The 19953-nt window shown below is 32.8% G+C and carries 18 protein-coding genes; 9 read left to right on the plus strand and 9 right to left on the minus strand.

The features are described from left to right. Positions 1 to 22 precede the first annotated feature (22 nt). The 3 genes from ACFSR1_RS05380 to ACFSR1_RS05390 form a co-directional block, all read right to left on the minus strand. Entirely contained in the window at positions 23 to 559 is a 537-nt protein-coding gene (locus tag ACFSR1_RS05380; RefSeq protein ID WP_378290378.1) for a hypothetical protein, read from the minus strand. A gap of 139 nt (positions 560 to 698) precedes the next feature. Continuing rightward, entirely contained in the window at positions 699 to 1190 is a 492-nt protein-coding gene (locus ACFSR1_RS05385) for a hypothetical protein (protein ID WP_378290380.1), read from the minus strand. A gap of 112 nt (positions 1191 to 1302) precedes the next feature. Next, positions 1303 to 2115, minus strand: coding sequence for a DUF1338 domain-containing protein (locus ACFSR1_RS05390; RefSeq protein ID WP_378290382.1), 813 nt, complete (start codon positions 2113 to 2115; stop codon positions 1303 to 1305). Positions 2116 to 2276: 161 nt separating this feature from the next. Here ACFSR1_RS05390 and ACFSR1_RS05395 point away from each other — a divergent pair, with 161 nt between their 5' ends. The 4 genes from ACFSR1_RS05395 to ACFSR1_RS05410 all read left to right on the plus strand — a co-directional run bounded on the left by ACFSR1_RS05395 (position 2277) and on the right by ACFSR1_RS05410 (position 8237). After that, the gene (locus ACFSR1_RS05395) at positions 2277 to 2756 is read left to right on the plus strand and encodes an Lrp/AsnC family transcriptional regulator (RefSeq protein ID WP_378290384.1); all 480 of its coding nucleotides are present in this window, start codon (positions 2277 to 2279) and stop codon (positions 2754 to 2756) included. Then, complete coding sequence (locus ACFSR1_RS05400) at positions 2753 to 5674, plus strand: FAD-binding and (Fe-S)-binding domain-containing protein (protein WP_378290386.1); 2922 nt, start codon at positions 2753 to 2755, stop codon at positions 5672 to 5674. The genes ACFSR1_RS05395 and ACFSR1_RS05400 overlap by 4 nt, the downstream gene beginning before the upstream one ends. 119 nt (positions 5675 to 5793) lie before the next feature. Continuing rightward, the gene (locus tag ACFSR1_RS05405) at positions 5794 to 6345 is read left to right on the plus strand and encodes a DUF4494 domain-containing protein (protein WP_378290387.1); all 552 of its coding nucleotides are present in this window, start codon (positions 5794 to 5796) and stop codon (positions 6343 to 6345) included. 227 nt (positions 6346 to 6572) lie between these two features. Further along, positions 6573 to 8237 (plus strand): serine hydrolase, encoded by a 1665-nt coding sequence (locus ACFSR1_RS05410; RefSeq protein ID WP_378290389.1) that lies wholly within the window; start codon positions 6573 to 6575, stop codon positions 8235 to 8237. A gap of 59 nt (positions 8238 to 8296) precedes the next feature. Here ACFSR1_RS05410 and ACFSR1_RS05415 read toward each other — a convergent pair whose 3' ends face one another. Continuing rightward, positions 8297 to 9394 carry an adenylate/guanylate cyclase domain-containing protein gene (locus tag ACFSR1_RS05415; RefSeq protein ID WP_378290391.1) on the minus strand — a complete coding sequence of 366 codons (1098 nt, stop codon included), beginning with the start codon at positions 9392 to 9394 and terminating at the stop codon, positions 8297 to 8299. Between the two features lie 346 nt (positions 9395 to 9740). Here ACFSR1_RS05415 and gndA point away from each other — a divergent pair, with 346 nt between their 5' ends. The 4 genes from gndA to ACFSR1_RS05435 all read left to right on the plus strand — a co-directional run bounded on the left by gndA (position 9741) and on the right by ACFSR1_RS05435 (position 14899). Next, the gene (gene gndA, locus ACFSR1_RS05420) at positions 9741 to 11651 is read left to right on the plus strand and encodes an NADP-dependent phosphogluconate dehydrogenase (protein WP_378290393.1); all 1911 of its coding nucleotides are present in this window, start codon (positions 9741 to 9743) and stop codon (positions 11649 to 11651) included. A 3-nt stretch (positions 11652 to 11654) separates the two neighbouring features. Beyond that, on the plus strand, positions 11655 to 12998 hold the full coding sequence (locus ACFSR1_RS05425; RefSeq protein WP_378290395.1) for a GntP family permease: 1344 nt from the start codon (positions 11655 to 11657) through the stop codon (positions 12996 to 12998). Positions 12999 to 13129: 131 nt separating this feature from the next. Then, entirely contained in the window at positions 13130 to 13639 is a 510-nt protein-coding gene (locus tag ACFSR1_RS05430; protein ID WP_378290396.1) for a hypothetical protein, read from the plus strand. 222 nt (positions 13640 to 13861) lie between these two features. Continuing rightward, positions 13862 to 14899: a helix-turn-helix domain-containing protein gene (locus ACFSR1_RS05435; protein WP_378290398.1), complete on the plus strand. Its 1038-nt coding sequence runs from the start codon at positions 13862 to 13864 to the stop codon at positions 14897 to 14899. Between the two features lie 29 nt (positions 14900 to 14928). On the opposite strand, the gene ACFSR1_RS05440 is transcribed toward ACFSR1_RS05435, so the two are convergent. Continuing rightward, on the minus strand, positions 14929 to 15477 hold the full coding sequence (locus tag ACFSR1_RS05440; protein ID WP_378290400.1) for an AAA family ATPase: 549 nt from the start codon (positions 15475 to 15477) through the stop codon (positions 14929 to 14931). 122 nt (positions 15478 to 15599) lie between these two features. On the opposite strand from ACFSR1_RS05440, the gene ACFSR1_RS05445 reads away from it, so the two are divergent. Next, positions 15600 to 16277, plus strand: coding sequence for a class I SAM-dependent methyltransferase (locus tag ACFSR1_RS05445; RefSeq protein ID WP_378290402.1), 678 nt, complete (start codon positions 15600 to 15602; stop codon positions 16275 to 16277). A gap of 26 nt (positions 16278 to 16303) precedes the next feature. Here the strand turns inward: ACFSR1_RS05445 and ACFSR1_RS05450 are convergent, their stop codons facing one another. The 4 genes from ACFSR1_RS05450 to ACFSR1_RS05465 all read right to left on the minus strand — a co-directional run bounded on the left by ACFSR1_RS05450 (position 16304) and on the right by ACFSR1_RS05465 (position 19887). After that, positions 16304 to 16783 carry a hypothetical protein gene (locus ACFSR1_RS05450; protein WP_378290404.1) on the minus strand — a complete coding sequence of 160 codons (480 nt, stop codon included), beginning with the start codon at positions 16781 to 16783 and terminating at the stop codon, positions 16304 to 16306. A 20-nt stretch (positions 16784 to 16803) separates the two neighbouring features. Further along, positions 16804 to 17649 (minus strand): C-GCAxxG-C-C family (seleno)protein, encoded by an 846-nt coding sequence (locus tag ACFSR1_RS05455; protein WP_378290406.1) that lies wholly within the window; start codon positions 17647 to 17649, stop codon positions 16804 to 16806. 247 nt (positions 17650 to 17896) lie between these two features. Then, entirely contained in the window at positions 17897 to 18997 is a 1101-nt protein-coding gene (locus ACFSR1_RS05460) for a peptidase MA family metallohydrolase (RefSeq protein WP_378290407.1), read from the minus strand. 89 nt (positions 18998 to 19086) lie between these two features. Next, positions 19087 to 19887: a hypothetical protein gene (locus tag ACFSR1_RS05465; protein ID WP_378290409.1), complete on the minus strand. Its 801-nt coding sequence runs from the start codon at positions 19885 to 19887 to the stop codon at positions 19087 to 19089. Positions 19888 to 19953: the final 66 nt, after the last annotated feature.

Consider the following 19953-nt stretch of genomic DNA (forward strand, 5'->3'; position numbering starts at 1 on the left):
AAATCAATTGATTCTAAAGGGTTTAAAAGGTATATCTTGCTGCGATACCGATATTAACCCCAAAATTATCGACATCTTCAACTCCTGCAGCATTTTCTATGCTATGAATATCGTAGGTAGGACGCACACTAAAGGCTACCTGTAACGGAAAATTAAAACGATAATCTACTCCAAAATCTGCCCCAACATAAGGAAAAAACTCACTATCCCTATCACTAGAAATTCCAATACCGAAAAAACTAGTTTTAAAATCAAGATAACCTGCACCAATTCCAGGACCGGCAAACCAATTTAAGTTATCCCAAATATTATAACTCCAATGAAAAAATACACCACCACGATAGGTATTGATAAATGCATTGGTTCTCCAGCTAAGATTGGCATCTATTCGGTTATGTTCTCCGAACATTTGTCGTTGATAGGTAATTTCAGGACCAAATCCTTCATCACCGACAACGCCTTCTGATAATCTAATACCAATAGCACTTTTAGGAATGTCCTGAGCTTGTAATTGGATACCGGTTATTACTAAGAATGCTACAAAAAATAATTTTTTCATGATTATAAGGTTTTTTAAAATTTACCTTTTGTATGTTAAAAGATCGATAGGTTAACATTTAGAAATATTTTTTTGTAAAAGAAAACCCTGAACATCATTGTTCAGGGTTTTCTTTATCGTATTGTATATTAAAAACTCGTTAAAACCTATATCGAGCACTTAGACCAAGATTAAAAATAATATCGTCATTATTATAATCATCAAAATAAATTTCTGGTCTGAAATCTAGAGAAATCAATAGTGGAAAATCAAAACGATACTCAATCCCTACATCTCCGGTTACAAACCCAAAAGTTTCTAAATCATCTCTGTCGTCAATATCATTGTCAAAATCTACTAATCCACCACCGATTCCAGGACCAACATACCAGTTAAGACCTCCATCGATATTAAAAACCCATTGATACATTCCTGTTAGTTTTAAGGCGTTGTATCTATTCCTTCCCTGAACTCCAAGATCTAATTCGATTCTGGTATCAGAACTTAATCTTGCTTGATAACTTGCTTCTGCCCAAAAACCGTCACTTTCACTAAGACGCAATCCAATTGCGTGTTCCGGGATTTCCTGTGCTTGCGATGTAAAGATAGAAGCAAATAATAATGTCGTAATGATAAAAATACGCTTCGTCATTGTGATTTTGTTTTTTTATTGTTATCCCAATATAACGTATGATCTCACTTTTTAATGTGATGAGATGGCTTAAGATTTTGTTAATATAATTTAAGTAATATTACCTTATATTTTAAGCTTCCTGAAGTTTCATATCAGTGCTTTCGAAAATTTTATCCGCTGAGTTGGCAATAAAACCTGTGAACAATTGACCATTATCTTGTTTATATCTGTATGCAAACTCATAATAACAAGAGGTAACCTCTTTTATGCCCTCTATAAATTCCATTTCAATTTTATCTGCTAAAATGCTCGATTGTTCTAAAAGTTGAGAAGGAGTACCTTTAATTTCTCCACCAGATGAATTCAAGATAAAACCATTTTCCTTTAGGAATTGATTTAGATTATTTAAATTCTCAAAACCTTCAAGTTTATTAACATCAATTGTAAAATGATTAGAACAAAAACCATTCACATACATCCAGGCTGCATATTCGGATTCTTCCTGTAGCATTTTATAAACTTCATAAGAAGGTGTTTCCCAAACTCTACCTTGGAGAATAAGATCATCTTGGTTGAAGATATCATTATTGCAATTATCTAGTATTTTCTTTACCGTGGCTTGCAATTCGAGAGAAAAATGATCAGTTAACAATTGGCTTATAAATATCTTTGGTGCATCTGGATTTTCTATATGCTCGTAGTGTTTTGCATATAGTTTCTTAGCTTCAAAATGATATTCACCCATTTCTGTATAACCCATAGCGATAAATGGTTTGGCAATCACTTCGATATTTGTTCTTAGGTCATCAAAAGTTCTTATAGCAATATGGTCATTGAAAATCGTTTCGCCTTCTCCTTCTAAAAGAGATTTTACTTTATATGCAGAAGGAGTTTTGCTAGCATATTGTTTCCATAGCTCCTCAAAAAAAAGTGTAGAATTCATTTTGTATCTGTTTGTTTTTGGAGCAAAAGTACTACTTTTGACTAATTTTGTTTATTTAAGTAATTGATTTAGTCAGTTATTATTTTATTTTATGTCAAATTGATTTTACTTTAAAATAAGATTTCTTATTTGAGTATAAATCTTTCAAAATTTCATTTATCATGAATCATTTTGATTATATAGACCAGCAAATATTATTGCAGATTCGCGAAGATGCCAGAAAACCTTTTTCTCAAATAGCAGATGAGCTAAAGATTTCTAATTCATTGGTACATCAAAGAATTAGAAAATTAAAAGAAAACGGTGTTATTAATAAAGCGGAATTTGTAATTGATGAGAAGCAAATAGGTTATAAGACAAAATCATATGTTGGTATTCGATTAAAAGAAGCCAGATATGCAAAATCAGTGGTTGAAGACCTTGCCAAAATACCGGAAATATTAGAATGTAATTATGTCTCGGGTAATTACGCACTTTTTATTCTGATATTTGCATATGACAATCATCATCTGCGTAACATCTTATATGAACAGGTACATCAGATAGATGGAGTAGCCGGAACGGATAGTTTTATTTGTTTTGATACGAATTTTAAAAGACAAATTACTTTAGATTCATTGGTAAAAGGAAAACAAGTATGATACAAGAGACTGACCTCGCAGTTTTAAAAGATCAGTTAGAAGGGGAGCTAGAGTTTGATTTACTAACTAAATCATTATATGCAACTGACGCCTCTGTCTATCGCAGGATTCCAACTGCGGTAGCATTTCCGAAGAGTATATCAGATATTAAAAGGATCATTGGTTTTGCAAACGATCATCAGTTAGGATTAATTCCTAGAACTGCGGGTACATCATTAGCAGGGCAATGTGTGGGAGATGGAATCGTGGTAGATGTTTCTAAGTGTTTTACCGAAATAATTGCTGTCGATAAAACCAAAAAAACGGTAACTGTACAGCCTGGTGTTATTAGAGATGATCTGAATCGTTATCTAAAACCATTTGGGCTATTTTTTGGTCCAAATACATCTACATCTAACCGCTGTATGATCGGAGGAATGGTAGGTAATAATAGTAGTGGTACGACCTCTATACAATATGGAGTGACAAGAGACAAAATACTGGAATTACAAACGATTTTGTCTGATGGTAGTGAAGCAATTTTTTCTACTATTTCTAAAGGAGATTTTGAACGTAAAATGAGTCAAAATACATTAGAAGGAAAAATATATAAAACAATTTATCAAGAACTGGCATCCAAGGATGTACAAAATCGTATACTCAAAAACTTTCCAAAACCAGAGATACATAGACGTAATACAGGTTATGCGATAGACGAATTGATTGAATCTAATATATTCTCTAATGAGAATGAAGATTTTAATATGTGTAAGTTGTTATCTGGTAGTGAAGGAACATTGGCTTTTACGACTCAGATAACCTTACAATTAGATGAATTACCTCCATCAGAATCGTTAATGATTGCTGCTCATTTTCATTCTATTGAAGATTGTTTAAATGCGGTAGAACCAGTAATGCAGCATAGGTTGTTTACTTGCGAAATGATGGATAAAACCATTTTGGATTGTACAAAGAATAATGTAGAACAGATTAAAAATCGTTTCTTTATAAAAGACGATCCACAAGCAATTTTAATGCTAGAGCTAAGAGCGAATGATACCAAAAGTCTAGCAGAGCAAAAGAAGGTACTTTTGACTACTTTAGAAAAATCAAATTTGTCATATGCAAATCCTATTTTATTAGGCAATGAAATCAACCGAGCCTTAGAACTTCGAAAAGCAGGATTGGGGCTATTAGGTAATATTGTAGGTGATAAGAAAGCGGTGGCCTGTATTGAAGATACAGCGGTGGCTTTGCCTGATTTAGCAGATTATATAAAAGAGTTTTCCGATCTTATGAAGAAGTACGATCAGCAAGCCGTATATTATGCACATGCAGGAGCCGGAGAACTTCATTTAAGACCTATTTTAGATTTAAAAAAGAAGGAAGATGTAGTGCTTTTTAAGAAAATTACAGATGATGTAGCCGCTTTGGTAAAAAAGTATCATGGCTCTATGAGTGGTGAGCACGGTGATGGAATTGTACGAGCAGCATATATTCCTTTTATGATAGGGGAAGAAAATTATAAATTACTAAGGCGAATTAAGGAAGTTTTTGATCCTAAAGGCATCTTCAATCCGGGTAAGATTGTAGATGCGTATCCTATGGATGAAAAATTGCGATATGAAATTGATAGAGAAGAACCCGAAATAGAAACCATATTTGATTTTACAGATTCGTTAGGAATACTGAGGGCTGCAGAAAAATGTAATGGTAGTGGTGATTGTAGAAAATCGGTAGAAGCTGGCGGAACCATGTGTCCAAGCTATAGAGCAACTAAAAATGAAAAGGATACAACCAGAGGAAGAGCAAATGCATTAAGAGAAGTACTGACGAATAATACGGCTAAAAATAAATTTAACCAAAAAGAATTAAAAGAGGTTTTTGATTTATGCATTAGCTGCAAAGGTTGTTCTAGTGAATGTCCATCTAATGTGGATGTGGCAACACTAAAAGCAGAATTCGAATATCAATATCAAAAGGAGAATGGAGTTTCACTGAGAACTAAGCTATTTGCGTATAACAATGCACTGAATAATTTAGGAAGAGTTGCTCCAGGATTAACGAATTTCTTTTTTAAGAATAAACTTACTTCCGGAATTTTAAAATCAGCATTGGGTATTGCAAAAGAGAGAGAATTACCATTACTCAGTAAACAATCTCTAAAGAACTGGTGCAATAAAAATTTAGCATCGATCCAACCTAGTAGTCCTATAAAAACTGTTTACTTTTTTATTGATGAATTTACAGATCATTTAGATACAAATATCGGAATCGATGCTATAGAATTATTAACTGGTTTGGGGTATGAGGTTAAAATCACTAAACATAAAGAAAGTGGAAGAACTTTTATTTCTAAAGGATTATTGAAACAAGCTAAGAAACTAGCGAATTATAATGTCAACGTTTTTGGCGAACTAGTTTCAGAAGATATACCATTACTTGGGTTAGAACCTTCTGCCATATTAACTTTCAGGGATGAATATCTTCGACTGGCAGATGATAAACAAGGAGCTAAAACACTTTCTAAAAATGTTTTTCTTATAGATGAATTCTTAAAATCTGAAATCGGGTTAGGAAATATTACTTCAGATCAGTTTACGAAAGAAGAAAAGATCATAAAACTCCACGGTCATTGTCACCAGAAAGCTTTATCCACTATTCAAACAACGTTTGTATATCTTAATTTACCGGAAAACTTTAAAGTGACGATTATTCCATCTGGATGTTGTGGGATGGCGGGATCTTTTGGGTATGAAAAAGAACATTATGATATCAGTATGCAAGTTGGCGAACAAACACTTTTTCCAGCAGTTAGGAAAGCTCCCGAAACCACCGTTATTGCCGCTGTAGGAACCAGTTGTAGGCATCAGATAAAAGATGGTGCACAACGCACAGCACTACATCCTGTAAGTATATTGAGAAAGGCTTTACAATAAAATATTTTATTATAAATAGCTTATAGTCAATAGGTTTTAAAATTGTGAATATCTAATAACAAAATTCGTGCTTAGAACTTTTTTTAAAATTTATATTTGGCATCCTAAAAAAGAAATATATGAGCGCTACTTGGTACGAATGTAAAGTGAAATATAGAAAAATAAATGACTCTGGAGTACAGAAAGTTACTACAGAACCTTATTTGGTGGATGCTGTATCTTACACAGAAGCAGAGACCAGAATTAATGAGGAAATGGCAGCCTATGTTAGTGAAGAATTTATTATTACTAACATAAAAGTTGCAAATTTTGCAGAGATACATCCTTTTGAGAATTCTGATCGTTGGTTTAAATCCAAGGTATCTTTAATCGCTTATGATGAAGAAAGCGGTAAAGAAAGAAAAACAAATTTGTATCTTTTGGTACAAGCTAATGATGTAAAAGAAGCGTTTGATAATACGAATAGTGTGATGAAAGGCACCACAGGTGATTATACGATTCCTGCAATTGCAGAATCACCTATTATGGATGTATTCCCATATTTTACAGGAGAAGAAGAACAATTAGAAAAGTTCAAAGCGTTACGAGATTCTATTCAGGTAGTAGAAGAAGTAGAAATTGATGAAAACGTACCTGCTGCTCCTGGTTTTATAGCAGAAGAGGAAGAGTAAGTAACTCTTTATACAAATGATTTAGAAGCTTAGTTATAGGCTGATTTAGGTTAAAAAAGTTCTTGTATTTATACGATTTGTATGATGCAAGAACTTTTTTGTTTTGATATTAATACTAGTTTCAGAATATTTTAAGTAAGTTTTTGGTAACTTATTCTTCAATTGATCGTCATACAGACAGCAGTTGTTTTACAATAAACTTGATATCAATCAAAACCATACATCACATGAAATCATCACAAAGAATTAAAACTCTATTACTTTTTTGTATCTGCACACTAGCATTCTTAACTACAAAAGCTCAAAACTTAGAAAAGGAAATTGATGAAATTGTATCTTCTATGTATACCTTAGAAGAACCTGGTATTTCAATTTTAGTAGCAAAAGATGGTAAACCTTTGTATCGAAAAGCATTTGGTAAAGCAAATCTAGAATTAGACGTTCCGCTAAAACCAGAAAACGTATTCGAGATAGGTTCTATTACCAAACAATTTACGGCGGTTGCTATTCTAATGCTTCAGGAACAAGGAAAACTGCAAATTGAGGATGAAATCACCAAATATATACCTGATTATCCTACAAATGGTAAAAAAATTACGATTCATCATTTATTAAATCATACTTCGGGTATAAAAAGCTATACAGGTATGGATAGTTTCATGAAATCTGCTCGAACTGATATGACCCCAACAGAATTAATTGATGTATTTAAAAACGAACCTATGGATTTTGATCCGGGAGAAGAGTTCCGGTATAATAATTCGGGATATATTTTACTTGGTTATATTATTGAAGTGATCACAGGTGATACCTATGAGAATTTTATAGAGAAGAATATCTTCGAAAAGATAGGGATGAATTCATCCTATTACGGAAGTATGAGCGAGCTTATCAAAAATAGAGCTTCTGGATATAAACCGGAAGGTGATAATTATCTAAATGCAGACTACCTTAGTTTAACATTGCCATATGCAGCGGGTTCTTTGATGTCTACAGTGGATGATTTATTAAAATGGCAAAATGCAATAAGCGCCAATACTTTTATCAAAAGAACAAGCTTAGAAAAAGCCATCAATGGTTCTAAACTAAATAACGGTGAAGAGATTAATTATGGATATGGTTGGGGAAAAGTAAACATACAAGGCGCTAAGGGATATGCACATAGTGGGGGTATTTTTGGATACACTACCAACGGAATTTTTCTGGAAGATGAAAATGTATACGTCATTGGGCTTACCAATTGTACTTGTAAAAATGTAGGTGAAATCACGATGAAAGTTGCAGCTACTGTGATCGGTAAACCGATTCCGGATAAAAAGGATGCAATAGCATTATCAGTTGACGAAGCTAAAAAGTGGGTTGGAGCCTATGAGTTTAAGGATAATGTGATAAGACATATTATGCTAAAGGAAGGTAAATTGTTTAGCTTGAGAGAAGGAGAGAATTCAAGAGAATTTGAAATATATCCAATGAAAGACGGCTCCTATATTTTTGATGATGGTACGATATCTTATAATTTCTCGATGACCGATGATGGTAAACGACAAACGGTTTTTAAAACTGCTGACGAAAGTTTTACTGGTAAAGGAATTGACAAAGCACCTCCTGCAGAAAGAAAAACAATTTCAGTTTCTCCTGATATTTTAAAAGGATATGTCGGTAAGTATGAGTTACAACCAAACTTTATCATAGACATCACGGTAGAAGGAAATTCAATATACGCAATGGCTACCGGCCAACCAAAATTCGAAATTTTCGCAGAAACTGAAACATTATTTTTCCTAAAAGTAGTACCTGCAGAAATTACATTTAATAAGAGTGATACCGGTACCATCGATAGTTTAACCTTAAACCAAGGCGGAAGAAAAATGCCCGCAAAAAGAATAGAGTAATTAGCAAAACAAAGTAAAGGATCAAAAGAGCCTATTAGTTTAAAAACTAGTGGGCTTTTTTAAATGATAGTGTATAATTCCATTTGCTCATTTTTACCTCTTAAAGAAGTATTACCAAGACTTTTAAAAGTAAAATCCGAAGAATTCTCTTTAAGTTTCTGAACTAATATTTCAGAAATTAAAGTTGCAACATCATAAGAATTACATAACCCTTGTATTCTGGCAGTGGTATTTAGCACATCACCGGTAAATACAATGTCCTTTTTGATTGTACCAATTTCGCCGGCGGTAATCATTCCGTAATGAAATCCGGCCTTAAACGTAGGCAAAACACCAAACTCTTTCAAGTACTTTGTTGATTGTTTTTTTAAAGCTTCCTCCATAGCATAAAAACACCTAATGCAGTTATCTTTTTTAAGTCCTTTTTGTAAATTCCAGGAAACTACAATTTCGTCGCCTACATATTGATATACCAAACCTGCGTGTTGTACAATAGCATCGGATATATCGGCGTAATAAGTCGCCAACATCTCAAAATATTTTACGTGACCTAGTTTTTCGGCTATAGTCGTGGAGGACTTCATGTCTAAAAACATGAAAATTCGTTCTTCTTCGATAGGTTTATGGTATTTTCCTGTGAAAAAATTAAATAAGACTTCTTGACCAATATTATCACTTACTTCAAGATAAAAAAGAGAGATTCCAATAATAGTTATGATGTAAAGTATGACACTCAGAAATGCTAAATTGGTTATGAAGTTTTGCAAATTTATCCAAACGTTTTCATCAAGTATATTGGTGTCGAATTCTACCATAAAAGATACACTGGCCGTACAAATGAGAAAAAAAACAACGATCGATAGATAAAAAGATATTTTGTAGATAATTTTCTTTAAAAAACTTTTAGAAGAAAAGAACTTGTTAAAATACAGTACTTCGAATGAACCTATCAATAATCCAAAAAGAGTTGCAGAAACTAAGGTGATTATAATACTGCTGTTTAGGTTGTAAGGGTTTTTGGTAGAAGGATAAAATTTAGAATCTCCAAGAATACCTTTTTCTAATAATAAATAAATTACTCCTGCAATAATAAAAAATATACCAAAGGGAATAACCCTATTAATGAATCTTTTATTTAAAGGAGAAATAATGCTCATTTAGAAAGTGAATATAATCTTTTGATAGAAAAGATTATTAAATATTTCAAATGTAGTAATAAATACTTTTAGGGAGTAATAAAGATTCTTGGAAAGTGTTGGAGACGAAGCTGTACTTCACATTAAAAAATAATCAACCCATTGTAAAGTAGATTGTTATAATTTGGTATCGCTCGGATCCTTTTGTTATCATAGTATTAAATGAAAATTGATGGTCTAATAGCCTTTGGGAACTTTAGCAATTGATACTATAAACTTTCTTAACAAGTTTCTGATTTATAGGTTTCATTTTTTTGATACGATTGTTATGTTTAAATTGATAGCAAAAGACAAGACTATATTTTAGATGAATTTGGGGGTTGTATACATTGTTTATGGAGTTTCGGGAAGTGGAAAAACTACCATTGGAAAAAAGCTAGCAAACCAATTAAATATTCCTTTTTACGATGCAGACGATTTTCATCCTGAAAGTAATATCAAGAAGATGTCTAATGGATTTCCTTTAGATGATAATGACAGAGAATCTTGGTTACAAGAACTATCGGTTTTAGTTAAAGATGCGCATCATAAAAAGGGAGCTGTGCTGGCCTGTTCTGCTTTAAAGCAAAAATATAGAGACACGCTTCAGTCAATTGATTCAAAATCCATAAGATGGATATTTTTGGATGGAAACTTTGATTTGATTGCAAATCGTCTAGAGTCGAGAAAAAATCACTTCTTTAAAAAAGAAATGTTGGTTTCTCAATTCGAAGCTTTAGAAAAACCAGATAAAGGTCTTATTATAAACATAAATAAGAATACAGATACAATCTTGAGTGAAATTATATCCAAATTAAATATGAATAAGTCACAATTAGGATTAATAGGTTTGGGGGTGATGGGTAAGAGTTTGGCTAAAAATCTATTATCTAAAAATTTTACTTTGTCAGTATATAACAGACAGGTAAAAGGAAAAGAGGTAGATATTGCTCAAAAGTTTGTAAAAGAAAGACAAGATGGTGTATTTGGATTTGATGATTTAGAATCTTTTGTAAATTCATTAGAACAACCGCGTACCATTATGGTTATGGTAAATGCAGGTAAACCGGTAGATGTAGTAATTGATTCGCTATTACCAATGTTATCCGAAAATGATTGTATTATAGACGGAGGAAATTCTCATTATATATCTACATTAGAAAGAAGTAAAAGATTAGCTAATAAAGGAATTCATTTGTTGGGAGCTGGTATTTCTGGAGGAGAAGATGGTGCATTAAAAGGTCCTTCGATTATGCCTGGCGGATCAAAGGAAGCTTATGATAGATCAGGGAAATTTTTAGAAGCAATAGCAGCAAAGGACAAGAAGAACAATGCCTGTTGTACTTATATTGGACCAGAAGGATCCGGACATTATGTGAAAATGGTGCATAACGGAATTGAATATGGAGAAATGCAATTATTGGCAGAAACCTACCACATCCTACGCTTTTATGCAAAGAAAAATCCAGACCAAATAGCCGATATTTTTAATAGCTGGAGAGACCAGGGATTGGATAGTTACTTATTGCAGATTACTGTAGACCTTCTACGTAAGAAAGAAGGAGACGATTTTTTGATAGATAAAATCTTGGATAAAGCAGGTCAGAAGGGGACTGGTGGTTGGTCCACCGTTGCTGCTCTAGAAGTTGGAATGCCCATATCTACGATTTCAGAATCTGTAATGGCTCGCAATATATCTGGTATGAAATCACAGCGTGTTATAGCTTCAGAAATATATCGGTTAAAAACTTCTAATATTTCTGAAGATGATTCTACATTCATAGAAAATTTAGAAAAAGCTTTTAAAGCAGCGAGTATTATTAATCATCATATTGGTTTCGAATTATTGAAAGAAGCCTCTAATCAATATAATTGGAATCTGGATTTATCAGAAATTGCTAGAATATGGACTAATGGTTGTATTATTAAAAGTAATTTGATGGAACATATTTGGAATTTGTTTGCAGTGGATCATACTGTTTCATTATTGTTATTTCCGGAAATCGTAACCACCTTAAAATCAAATATCGAAGCATTAACTGATACAGTTGCAACTGCACTTAAAGCAGGATATGCCTTACCGGTATTTTCTGCTGCGGCTAATTATTTTTTGATGTACACTTCTTCTCAATCATCTGCAAATATAATACAAGCACAAAGAGATTTTTTTGGAGCTCATACGTATCAAAGAGTTGATAAACCGTCAGATGAATACTTTCACACAAACTGGAAACGCTAATATATGGAGTATCAACTTTTAATAGCTGTAGGACTAGGGATCATTGCCTTACTTTTTATGATCCTGAAATTAAGAATGCAGGCATTTATTGCATTGCTTATTGTTTGCATATTAGTAGGAATTGTTGCCGGGCTACCTGCTGAAGATATTTTGAATAGTATTAAAAATGGAATGGGAGGCACGCTTGGATTCGTTGCTACTGTGGTAGGTTTGGGAGCTTTGTTTGGTGGATTACTAGAAAATTCTGGTGGTGCACAAGGATTAGCGAATTATATCCTCAAATTAGCTGGAGAAAAAAATGCATCCTGGGCGTTAATGATTACAGGTTTTATTATTGCAATACCCGTATTTTTCGATGTAGCTTTTATCATCTTGGTCCCCATCGTATATGCAATTGCCAGAAAAACTAAGAAATCTCTGTTGCTCTATGCAATTCCGTTACTTGCAGGATTAGCAATTACTCATAGTTTCATTCCGCCTACACCTGGTCCGGTTGCTGTAGCGGATATATTGGGAGCTAATCTTGGTTGGGTAATTGTATTTGGATTTTTAGCCGGAATCCCGGCAGCAATTATTAGTGGTCCATTATTAGGAAAATATCTTGCAAAAAAAATAGATTTAGTGATTCCTGAAAATGATGAATCGAATATAACCATCGATAATCCACCAAATCCAATTGGTATTATAGTCATTATTGCATTACCTATTTTGTTAATAGTTCTTAAAACGGTTTTGTTAGGTGATTGGTTTGAGGGCGGCATGTTACCAGCACCTTTGATATACACTATTACTCTTTTAGGACATCCTTTTACTGCTTTGATTATTGCAAATTTAATTGCGTGGTATTTTTTAGGAATTAAAAGAGGTGTCACTAGAGACGATTTATTAAAATTATCAATGAAATCTTTTAGACCTGCTGGTGCTATTATTTTATTGACAGGTGCTGGTGGTGCATTTAAACAGATATTAGTCGACACCAAAGCAGGGGAATTATTGGCTTCTTCCCTGCAGAGTTCCTATATACATCCGTTACTGTTTGCATTTGTAGTAGCTGCTTTAATAAGGGTTTTACAGGGTTCAGCTACGACCGCTATGATTGCAGCAGCAGGAATCACATCACCAATTATTTTGGCTGGGGATTTTAGTGCAGCTCAGATTGCTCTTTTTGTTATTTCTATTGCTTCTGGAGCAACGATCTTATCGCATGTTAATGATAGTGGATTTTGGTTAGTAGGACAATATTTGGGAATGACGGAGAAACAAACCTTTCGTTCCTGGACAGTTATGACAACGCTTATTGCAATTACTGGAGTTTTGATGTCTCTGTTATTGTGGTATGTTTTTTAAGTACCTTTGAATAATATGCTTTAATAACTGAGGAGTATAGGTGGAGAATTATCCACTATTAACAAATAAAATTTTAGAAATCCAGCGCCGTACGTAGAGAATTTCAAATCCACTGGTAACGGCAATTAATTATGAACTCATACCTCATTAAAATATTTATATTCTTTGTTTCTATGACATTTCCAACAGAAAACGATTTTATAGGAAAACACATTAGTAAATTTCCATCTGCAGCACTTGGAAGCGATCATGGCTATAAGAAGGATTATCGTATAGTAGGTGATTTTGCATACTTGGGAAAACCATATGAGATTTTATTTTTGTTTACTGACAAAAATGATATTGTACAATCTTATGATATACTTTTTGAAGGAGATATAGACCGTGCTTTTTATAATTTAATGATTAAAAAGTATGGTAATCCTGATTCAATTGTAAATATAAAAAACATCTCTGAGTCTGCGACTTCTATTGATGAAAATGGTATAAGTGCTAAACAATTTATTGGAAAATTGATGGAATGTTCTTTCGATGAAAATCCTTTTCTTATTAAATGGATTGAAAACAAAATTGAAATCCGATTTGATCTAAAAAAACCTGACGCTCCATTTAAAAAGACAATTATTCATTTTGGAAATTAAACTAATGTAAGTTGATTTCGTATTAGAAAGAGTTTTTTTTTATATTAAACTATAAGGTTGTGGGGTTTTAATAGAACGTATAGAGAGTTGTAATTTATATTGATTTTCCAATCTATTAACTATTTGGATTAGTAAATACTAGTTCTTAAAAATGTTATCGTGTGATTCTTTAGGGAATCATTAGCATAAACAAAGATTAAAAATTGCTTACTTTGTTTGACGATGAATCCAGAAGTCTTTAAACACATAGAATTATTATTAGGGAGTATTGGTTTTATAATCGCATTATTCTTTGGATTATTCTTGATAATCACAAAAAAGGAGCGCGCTAGTGCCAATGTGTTTCTAGCGATCTACCTTTTGGCTTTTAGCCTTAGGATTGGTAAATCCCTGTTCTATAATTACTTCCCGATTGATCCTATAATTAGAAATGTTTTTCTTGGAATGTTATTAGCTATTGGTCCTTCGTTATGGTTTTATACAACAAGATTATTTTTACCTAACAAAACAAAGAAGAAGAGGTCAGTTTTAATTCAGTATGTACCATTGTTTTTGTTTGTAGTATTTTGTTGGCTGATCCCCAATGATACTTCTATACTTTCCAGGATCATATTTTTAGGATTATTAGTTCACATTTTATCGTATGCGTTATTTACGTTGTATTGGTTATTTAAAAACAAAAGCCAATCCGGTCATAAATCTTATGCAATTTTTAGTTGGTTGATTTTCTTTACAGTGCTGACCATGGCCATGTCACTAATCCAGATGGGAGTTTTCTTGCGTTTGGTACCATATCTTAGTACAGCCTTTTTGTTTTCTGTGGTAGTTTTTATTCTATCTGTTTGGGCACTAAAGAATCCATTTTTATTTCAGACAGCAAATGAAAAATATGCCAATTCTTCTTTAAGTAATGAAAATGCTAAAACCTATTTAACTCAGTTAATACAATTAATGGAAAAAGAAAAACTATTTCTGGACCCCGAAATGACTCTCACAAAATTGAGTAATCGAATTGGGATTACTTCTAAGCAGTTATCTCAGGTAATTAATCAGCTCCAAAATGAAAATTACTCACAATTCATTGCCAGGTATCGAATCGCAGAAGCAAAACGATTATTACATCTACCGGAATATCAAAACTTCAAAATAGCTGCAATAGCTTATGAAAGCGGATTTAATAGCATTTCTTCATTTAATACCGCTTTTAAGAAGTTGACTAATACAACGGCGGTAAAATATAGAGAGTCTTCAGTTATATAAACATAAATATGCATCTGGGTTTTGATTATTTATGATGTAGCCATATTATTGATTTCGGTCAGCACTTTTTCTGTTTTATTCTTTAATATCATTTTTCCATTAATCCTTAGAACTTTGCAATCCAATGACTCCATCCAATTCATATGTATTTTTAAAGACCTTCCTTCAAAATCAGGGTTTTCATATTCATTTGCCCAATCTAAGAATGCTTTTGATGTTTGTTGGATTTTTTGGTCTGTATAAAGCTTTTCTCCATATCGTTGCTTCTCTCTTTGATACAAACGATGCATTCGTTCTTCATTGTCAAGATGTATAAATATTGCTAAGTCAAATATTGTTTCCCATTCTTTTCCCCAACTTACCATTGAACCGCTAATTATAACATTCTTATACTTCTGGAAATCGGCTTTTAGATACTTATTTCGTTCAGTTAATGGTATTTTTTCCTGAAAAGGAGGCTCAGTCTTTTTCCAATAATAATCATCTACATCCAGATGAACAAAATCAGTGTTTTTTTCAATTTCCTTTGCCAGTGTTGTAGTTCCTGAACCGGAAGCTCCAAATATTAAAACTTTCATTCGATTAAAATACTAATAAAATACAATTGATAACTTCAAAAATGAATTCTAACAGATAATTTGTAGGTTTGTTTTAATCCGCCACTTGGAATACATCTGATTATAGGTGTAATAGAGTAATTATGAAAAAGGAACAATATCAGATTAAAAAAATAAAGAAACCCTGGCCAACCAAAGATGCCATGGAGCAGGTGTATGAAATGAAATTATGGGGGAATAATGATGCTGAGTTTTATTCTGGAGAAGGTTCACATGATCCCGATATTGTACGCCCTTATGTTGAAGTTTTAGCAGCTTTTCTAACATCCTTTGAAGAGCCAATTACTGTATGTGATTTAGGTTGTGGGGATTTTAATGTTGGAAAAGCATTAGTAAAACATACCAAAAAGTATATCGCTGTTGATATTGTACCCGCTCTTATAGCACACAATAAAGAAAAGTTTACAGAAGAAAATTTAGAATTCCAGTGCCTGGATATTGCAGTTGATGATTTACCTATTGCGGATTGTGCAGTCTTGAGACAAGTTTTACAACACCTTTCTAATGCAGAAGTGCGAGAGATAGTTAAGAAATTAGCTGATTTTAAATATGTTGTTGTGACAGAACATGTACCCGAGGGTGATTTTGAGCCTAATAAGGATATCATTTCCGGACAAGGAATTAGATTGAAAAAACAAAGTGGGGTAAACTTATTAGCATCACCATTTGGTTTTAGTGTAAAAGAAGAAAAACAATTATTGTCTTTGGTTATACCTAATCAACAAGGTGTTATAGCAACAACAGTTTATAAGGTTTTTTAGATTGAAAAATTAAAGAAAGACGTTGTTCACTTTTCGTTTTTAAAGCGCCATAAGTAATCTCGATCATCTTTTTTCCAAATAAAATAAATAGCAATGGATGCTATAAGGGTAGCAGGAAAACCGGAGCCAATTCCAAGAGGTATTATTGCCAGAAAAAAAATAACTGCTCCCAGACATGCAATCTGAAATAGCTGGCCTTTCAACATCATTCCTATTGCGATTAATCCTTGAGCTATTGCAATAAGGGTAACCATTAGAATACTATTTGATGTGAACCAACCATTTATAAAATCAGCGTATAGTTGAAAAGGAGTCATTTTTGCATATTCCAGATAAGCATTCGGATCCTGATGAACAGTAGTTATATTTATCCAGCAGGCCCAGGCAAATAATAGTATAAATACTAATCGTGCTAGTTTTGGTTTACGAATCGCAGCTACCAAAAATAATATAGAAATGCTATTGGATATGGACCAGGGAATTAAATATTCTTTTAAGAGTTCCATTTATTTATTTGTGGAATTTATTAACTTGATTCAGCTAATGTTTCAATCAGTTTGCTACAACCGCCATTTTTTATAAATTCTGTATGATCATCTATTGTTTCAAAGTGTTTTCCGGTGATTTCGGAACATATTATTTTTGAATCAGTGTTGTGATAGAAAGTATCCAGTAATTTTTTGGAATATGGGTTTTTTAATGATGATTTTTTGGCTTCTTCTCGACACCAGATTAGAGATTTCATCCATATAGCGGCGGCTAGTGCACCACAGCCTTCACCACTCAAGCCAAGTCCTCCTGCAAAACCAGCTACCATGATCATTTCTTCATCACTAGCTCCCATTTTTTTAGCAACTTCGGTTGCACAACTTACACAAGCTTTAGAAGGTTCATTGTTTTTATTGGATAAACCTTTCAGGGCAGCTTGTACCGCCTCAGGTGCCCATTGACCTGCAAGCTTAAAACAGTGCAGAAACCTACCTGTGAGCATATATTTTGTCACACTTAATTTACTTGAAAAATCACAATGAGTAATATCCCTGCAGTTTATTGTGCTTTCTCTTTTCGAAAAAGATGTAATTAAATGTTGTGTAGCATTGATAGCAACTTGAATCGCTTGATTCTGATCTTTACATGTTCGAAAGGCTTCTGCACCAACAGCCAGAGATGCTCCCCAAAGCATACCACATTGATGGCCTTTTTGCATAATTCCTCCTGCAAGTGAATCTGAAGCTCGTTCCTCAAGTTCTTTCTGATGCCCGAATTCTCTATTTAGAATATAGAAAAACGTTCTGGAACAAGTTCCTGATTTTATAAATACTTTTGTTCCGTCTTTTGGCCCATCAGTAACATATTTTGTATCTGATTCCATATCGAAGTTTCATACGTTATCTGGGAAGATACAGATGAACAAAGTGTAATCATATGATATTCGTCAGTTTAGGGTAGAATTTTTGTAGTGGTAAAATATTGAAAATCAATTATTTTCTTATTGTTTCTAAGGTTTTACTCTAATAAACTATTTGTGAAAAGAGATGTAGTAAGTTTTATCGTTTTTTTTGAAGGTTCTCATATAACCAAAAAGAAATTATTTAGGTTGGGTAATTGGTTTGTCCGGTTTATTTATTGTTGTTTTTAATGTAATCTAACCATTCCTGTTCCAAATCCTTTATGGTCCTGTTGTATATCTGTTCCGTAGTTTCAGGATTAATGATATACTGTTTTAATTTTTCAATTCCGTAGGTCTTTATTAAAAAATCAATAATTGTAGCCGAAATCCCGTATCCTCCTAGATTTCCAAACTCTGAAGTATTAGCATCACTTAATTCCTGCCAGGAAGGAATTTCTTTTTTTAGGGCTTTGGCTCTAACAGCCTTTTTCTCCTCTTGAGTAAGCTGTCCGGCTTCATAATATGCATAACCTTCATTTAACCAATTAGGTAAACCAACTAATCCATTATCTCTAAAGTTTAATACAATAGTATGTGTTAATTCGTGTACAATAGCTTTGATAAGTGATTCATAGGTATGAACGCTACCAGGATTTTGTGGGCTAACCATTTTAAGTTCGTTTTTACTGGCAGCACCTACCACCCAATCTGGTGCATCAGGATAATTTATTGCTTTATGAAATGTTTTTATATCAGGGTAAATAAGTACGTCAATCTCAGTGTCAAAACGAGTACTCAATTTTTTAGTGAGACGAGCATAATTATTTTCAAGTACATTAGAAAGTTCCTCTAGAACTTCTTTTTTTGTTTTTTCTGAATAATACTTAAAATTTTCGCTGGTAAACTCTAAACTTAAAGATGTTGTGCTTGCTTTTTTCGAAGTAGTGTAATCAATTTCTTGATCCAATGGTGACAGTACAAGGGAAAATGTGTTTTCACCCTCTTTCCAAGTACCGGTAATTGTCTTTTTACTTTTATTCAGAATTCCGTGATAACTTGCCTGAGCAGCAGAGATATTGAGCTTAATTGAATCTTCAATAATTAAGGGAGGATCAAACGGTATTTTTTCTATGCCTTTACTTGGAATTCCTAAGTGTCCAGCCGTTTGTCCTAAGCTGTCTTCATAAAGATAAAATACCAATTCGGGATTTGCATCTCCCATTTTGATAGTTCCAATCCACGAACTTGGTAAAGATATTTTATCATTCTTTTTTTGACATCCAGCTATGGATATCGATAGCATACATAAAATTAGAATCTTAAGTTTCATGATGACAGTGTTTTTTAAGCATGACGATTCTAATTACTAATTGTTACTTGATGTACAAATTTAATTTGTTTTAAGTGTCTCAGCTTCGTTTAAGGTTCTGCAATTTCAACTTTATTTGTATTTAAATTGTACTTAAAATATTTTCCATTAGCTGTAGATAACACCATAAATTCTTTCATTTCACATAGTTCTGCATACAATCTAAAAGTACAAATATCAGTTGCTGTTATGTATGGAGTTCCTTTTAGATGAGAATGTATTGCGGATAAAACAATTTCGCCATTTGGTCCTTTAGACTGGGCAGGGATTAATCTGGAATGAAATTTTTTCCAATCCTTTATATTTCCCTTCATACCTGTGGTAAACAAATAATCATTACCAAAAGGTATAACTCCAGATTCTGTAGTTCCCATAATAATGTATAAACGATACTCTTCTTTATCTTTTATAAAAACTAAATTAGGATTAAAACCGTTTGGAAAACCGATTTTGTATTTCGGATCGGATAACTGATTTACAATTTTGATTTTAATATCCAGTAACTCTTTTTCTATTTTAGATAGATCGGATTTTTTAATTATTGACTCAAACGGCTTAGAAAGGTCAGATGTAGTAAAACAATATTTAGCTATTCTATTCTTTTGAGTTTTATCAATAAAAGATGCATATATAGTGTCATTTGAATGATATATAATATAACCTCCATAATTCTTTTTAAGCTTACGATTTGACATTAATAAATCGGTCGAATTCCAAGCAACTTTTTCATAACTGTACAATAAATTAGCCTCTTCGATAATTGAATCTAATTTTACTTGTAATGTATCCTTTTGCGAGTAGGTTAGGGCCGTTATTAGTACTGTGATTAATACAATTAATATTTTTCTCATTTTATTTTGATGTTTGATAAAGTAATGATATGTATTTAAAATCCGTTGAATAGCATAATCATTCAC

Source organism: Aquimarina rubra (assembly GCF_042684305.1).
In the GTDB taxonomy this organism is placed as follows: domain Bacteria; phylum Bacteroidota; class Bacteroidia; order Flavobacteriales; family Flavobacteriaceae; genus Aquimarina; species Aquimarina rubra.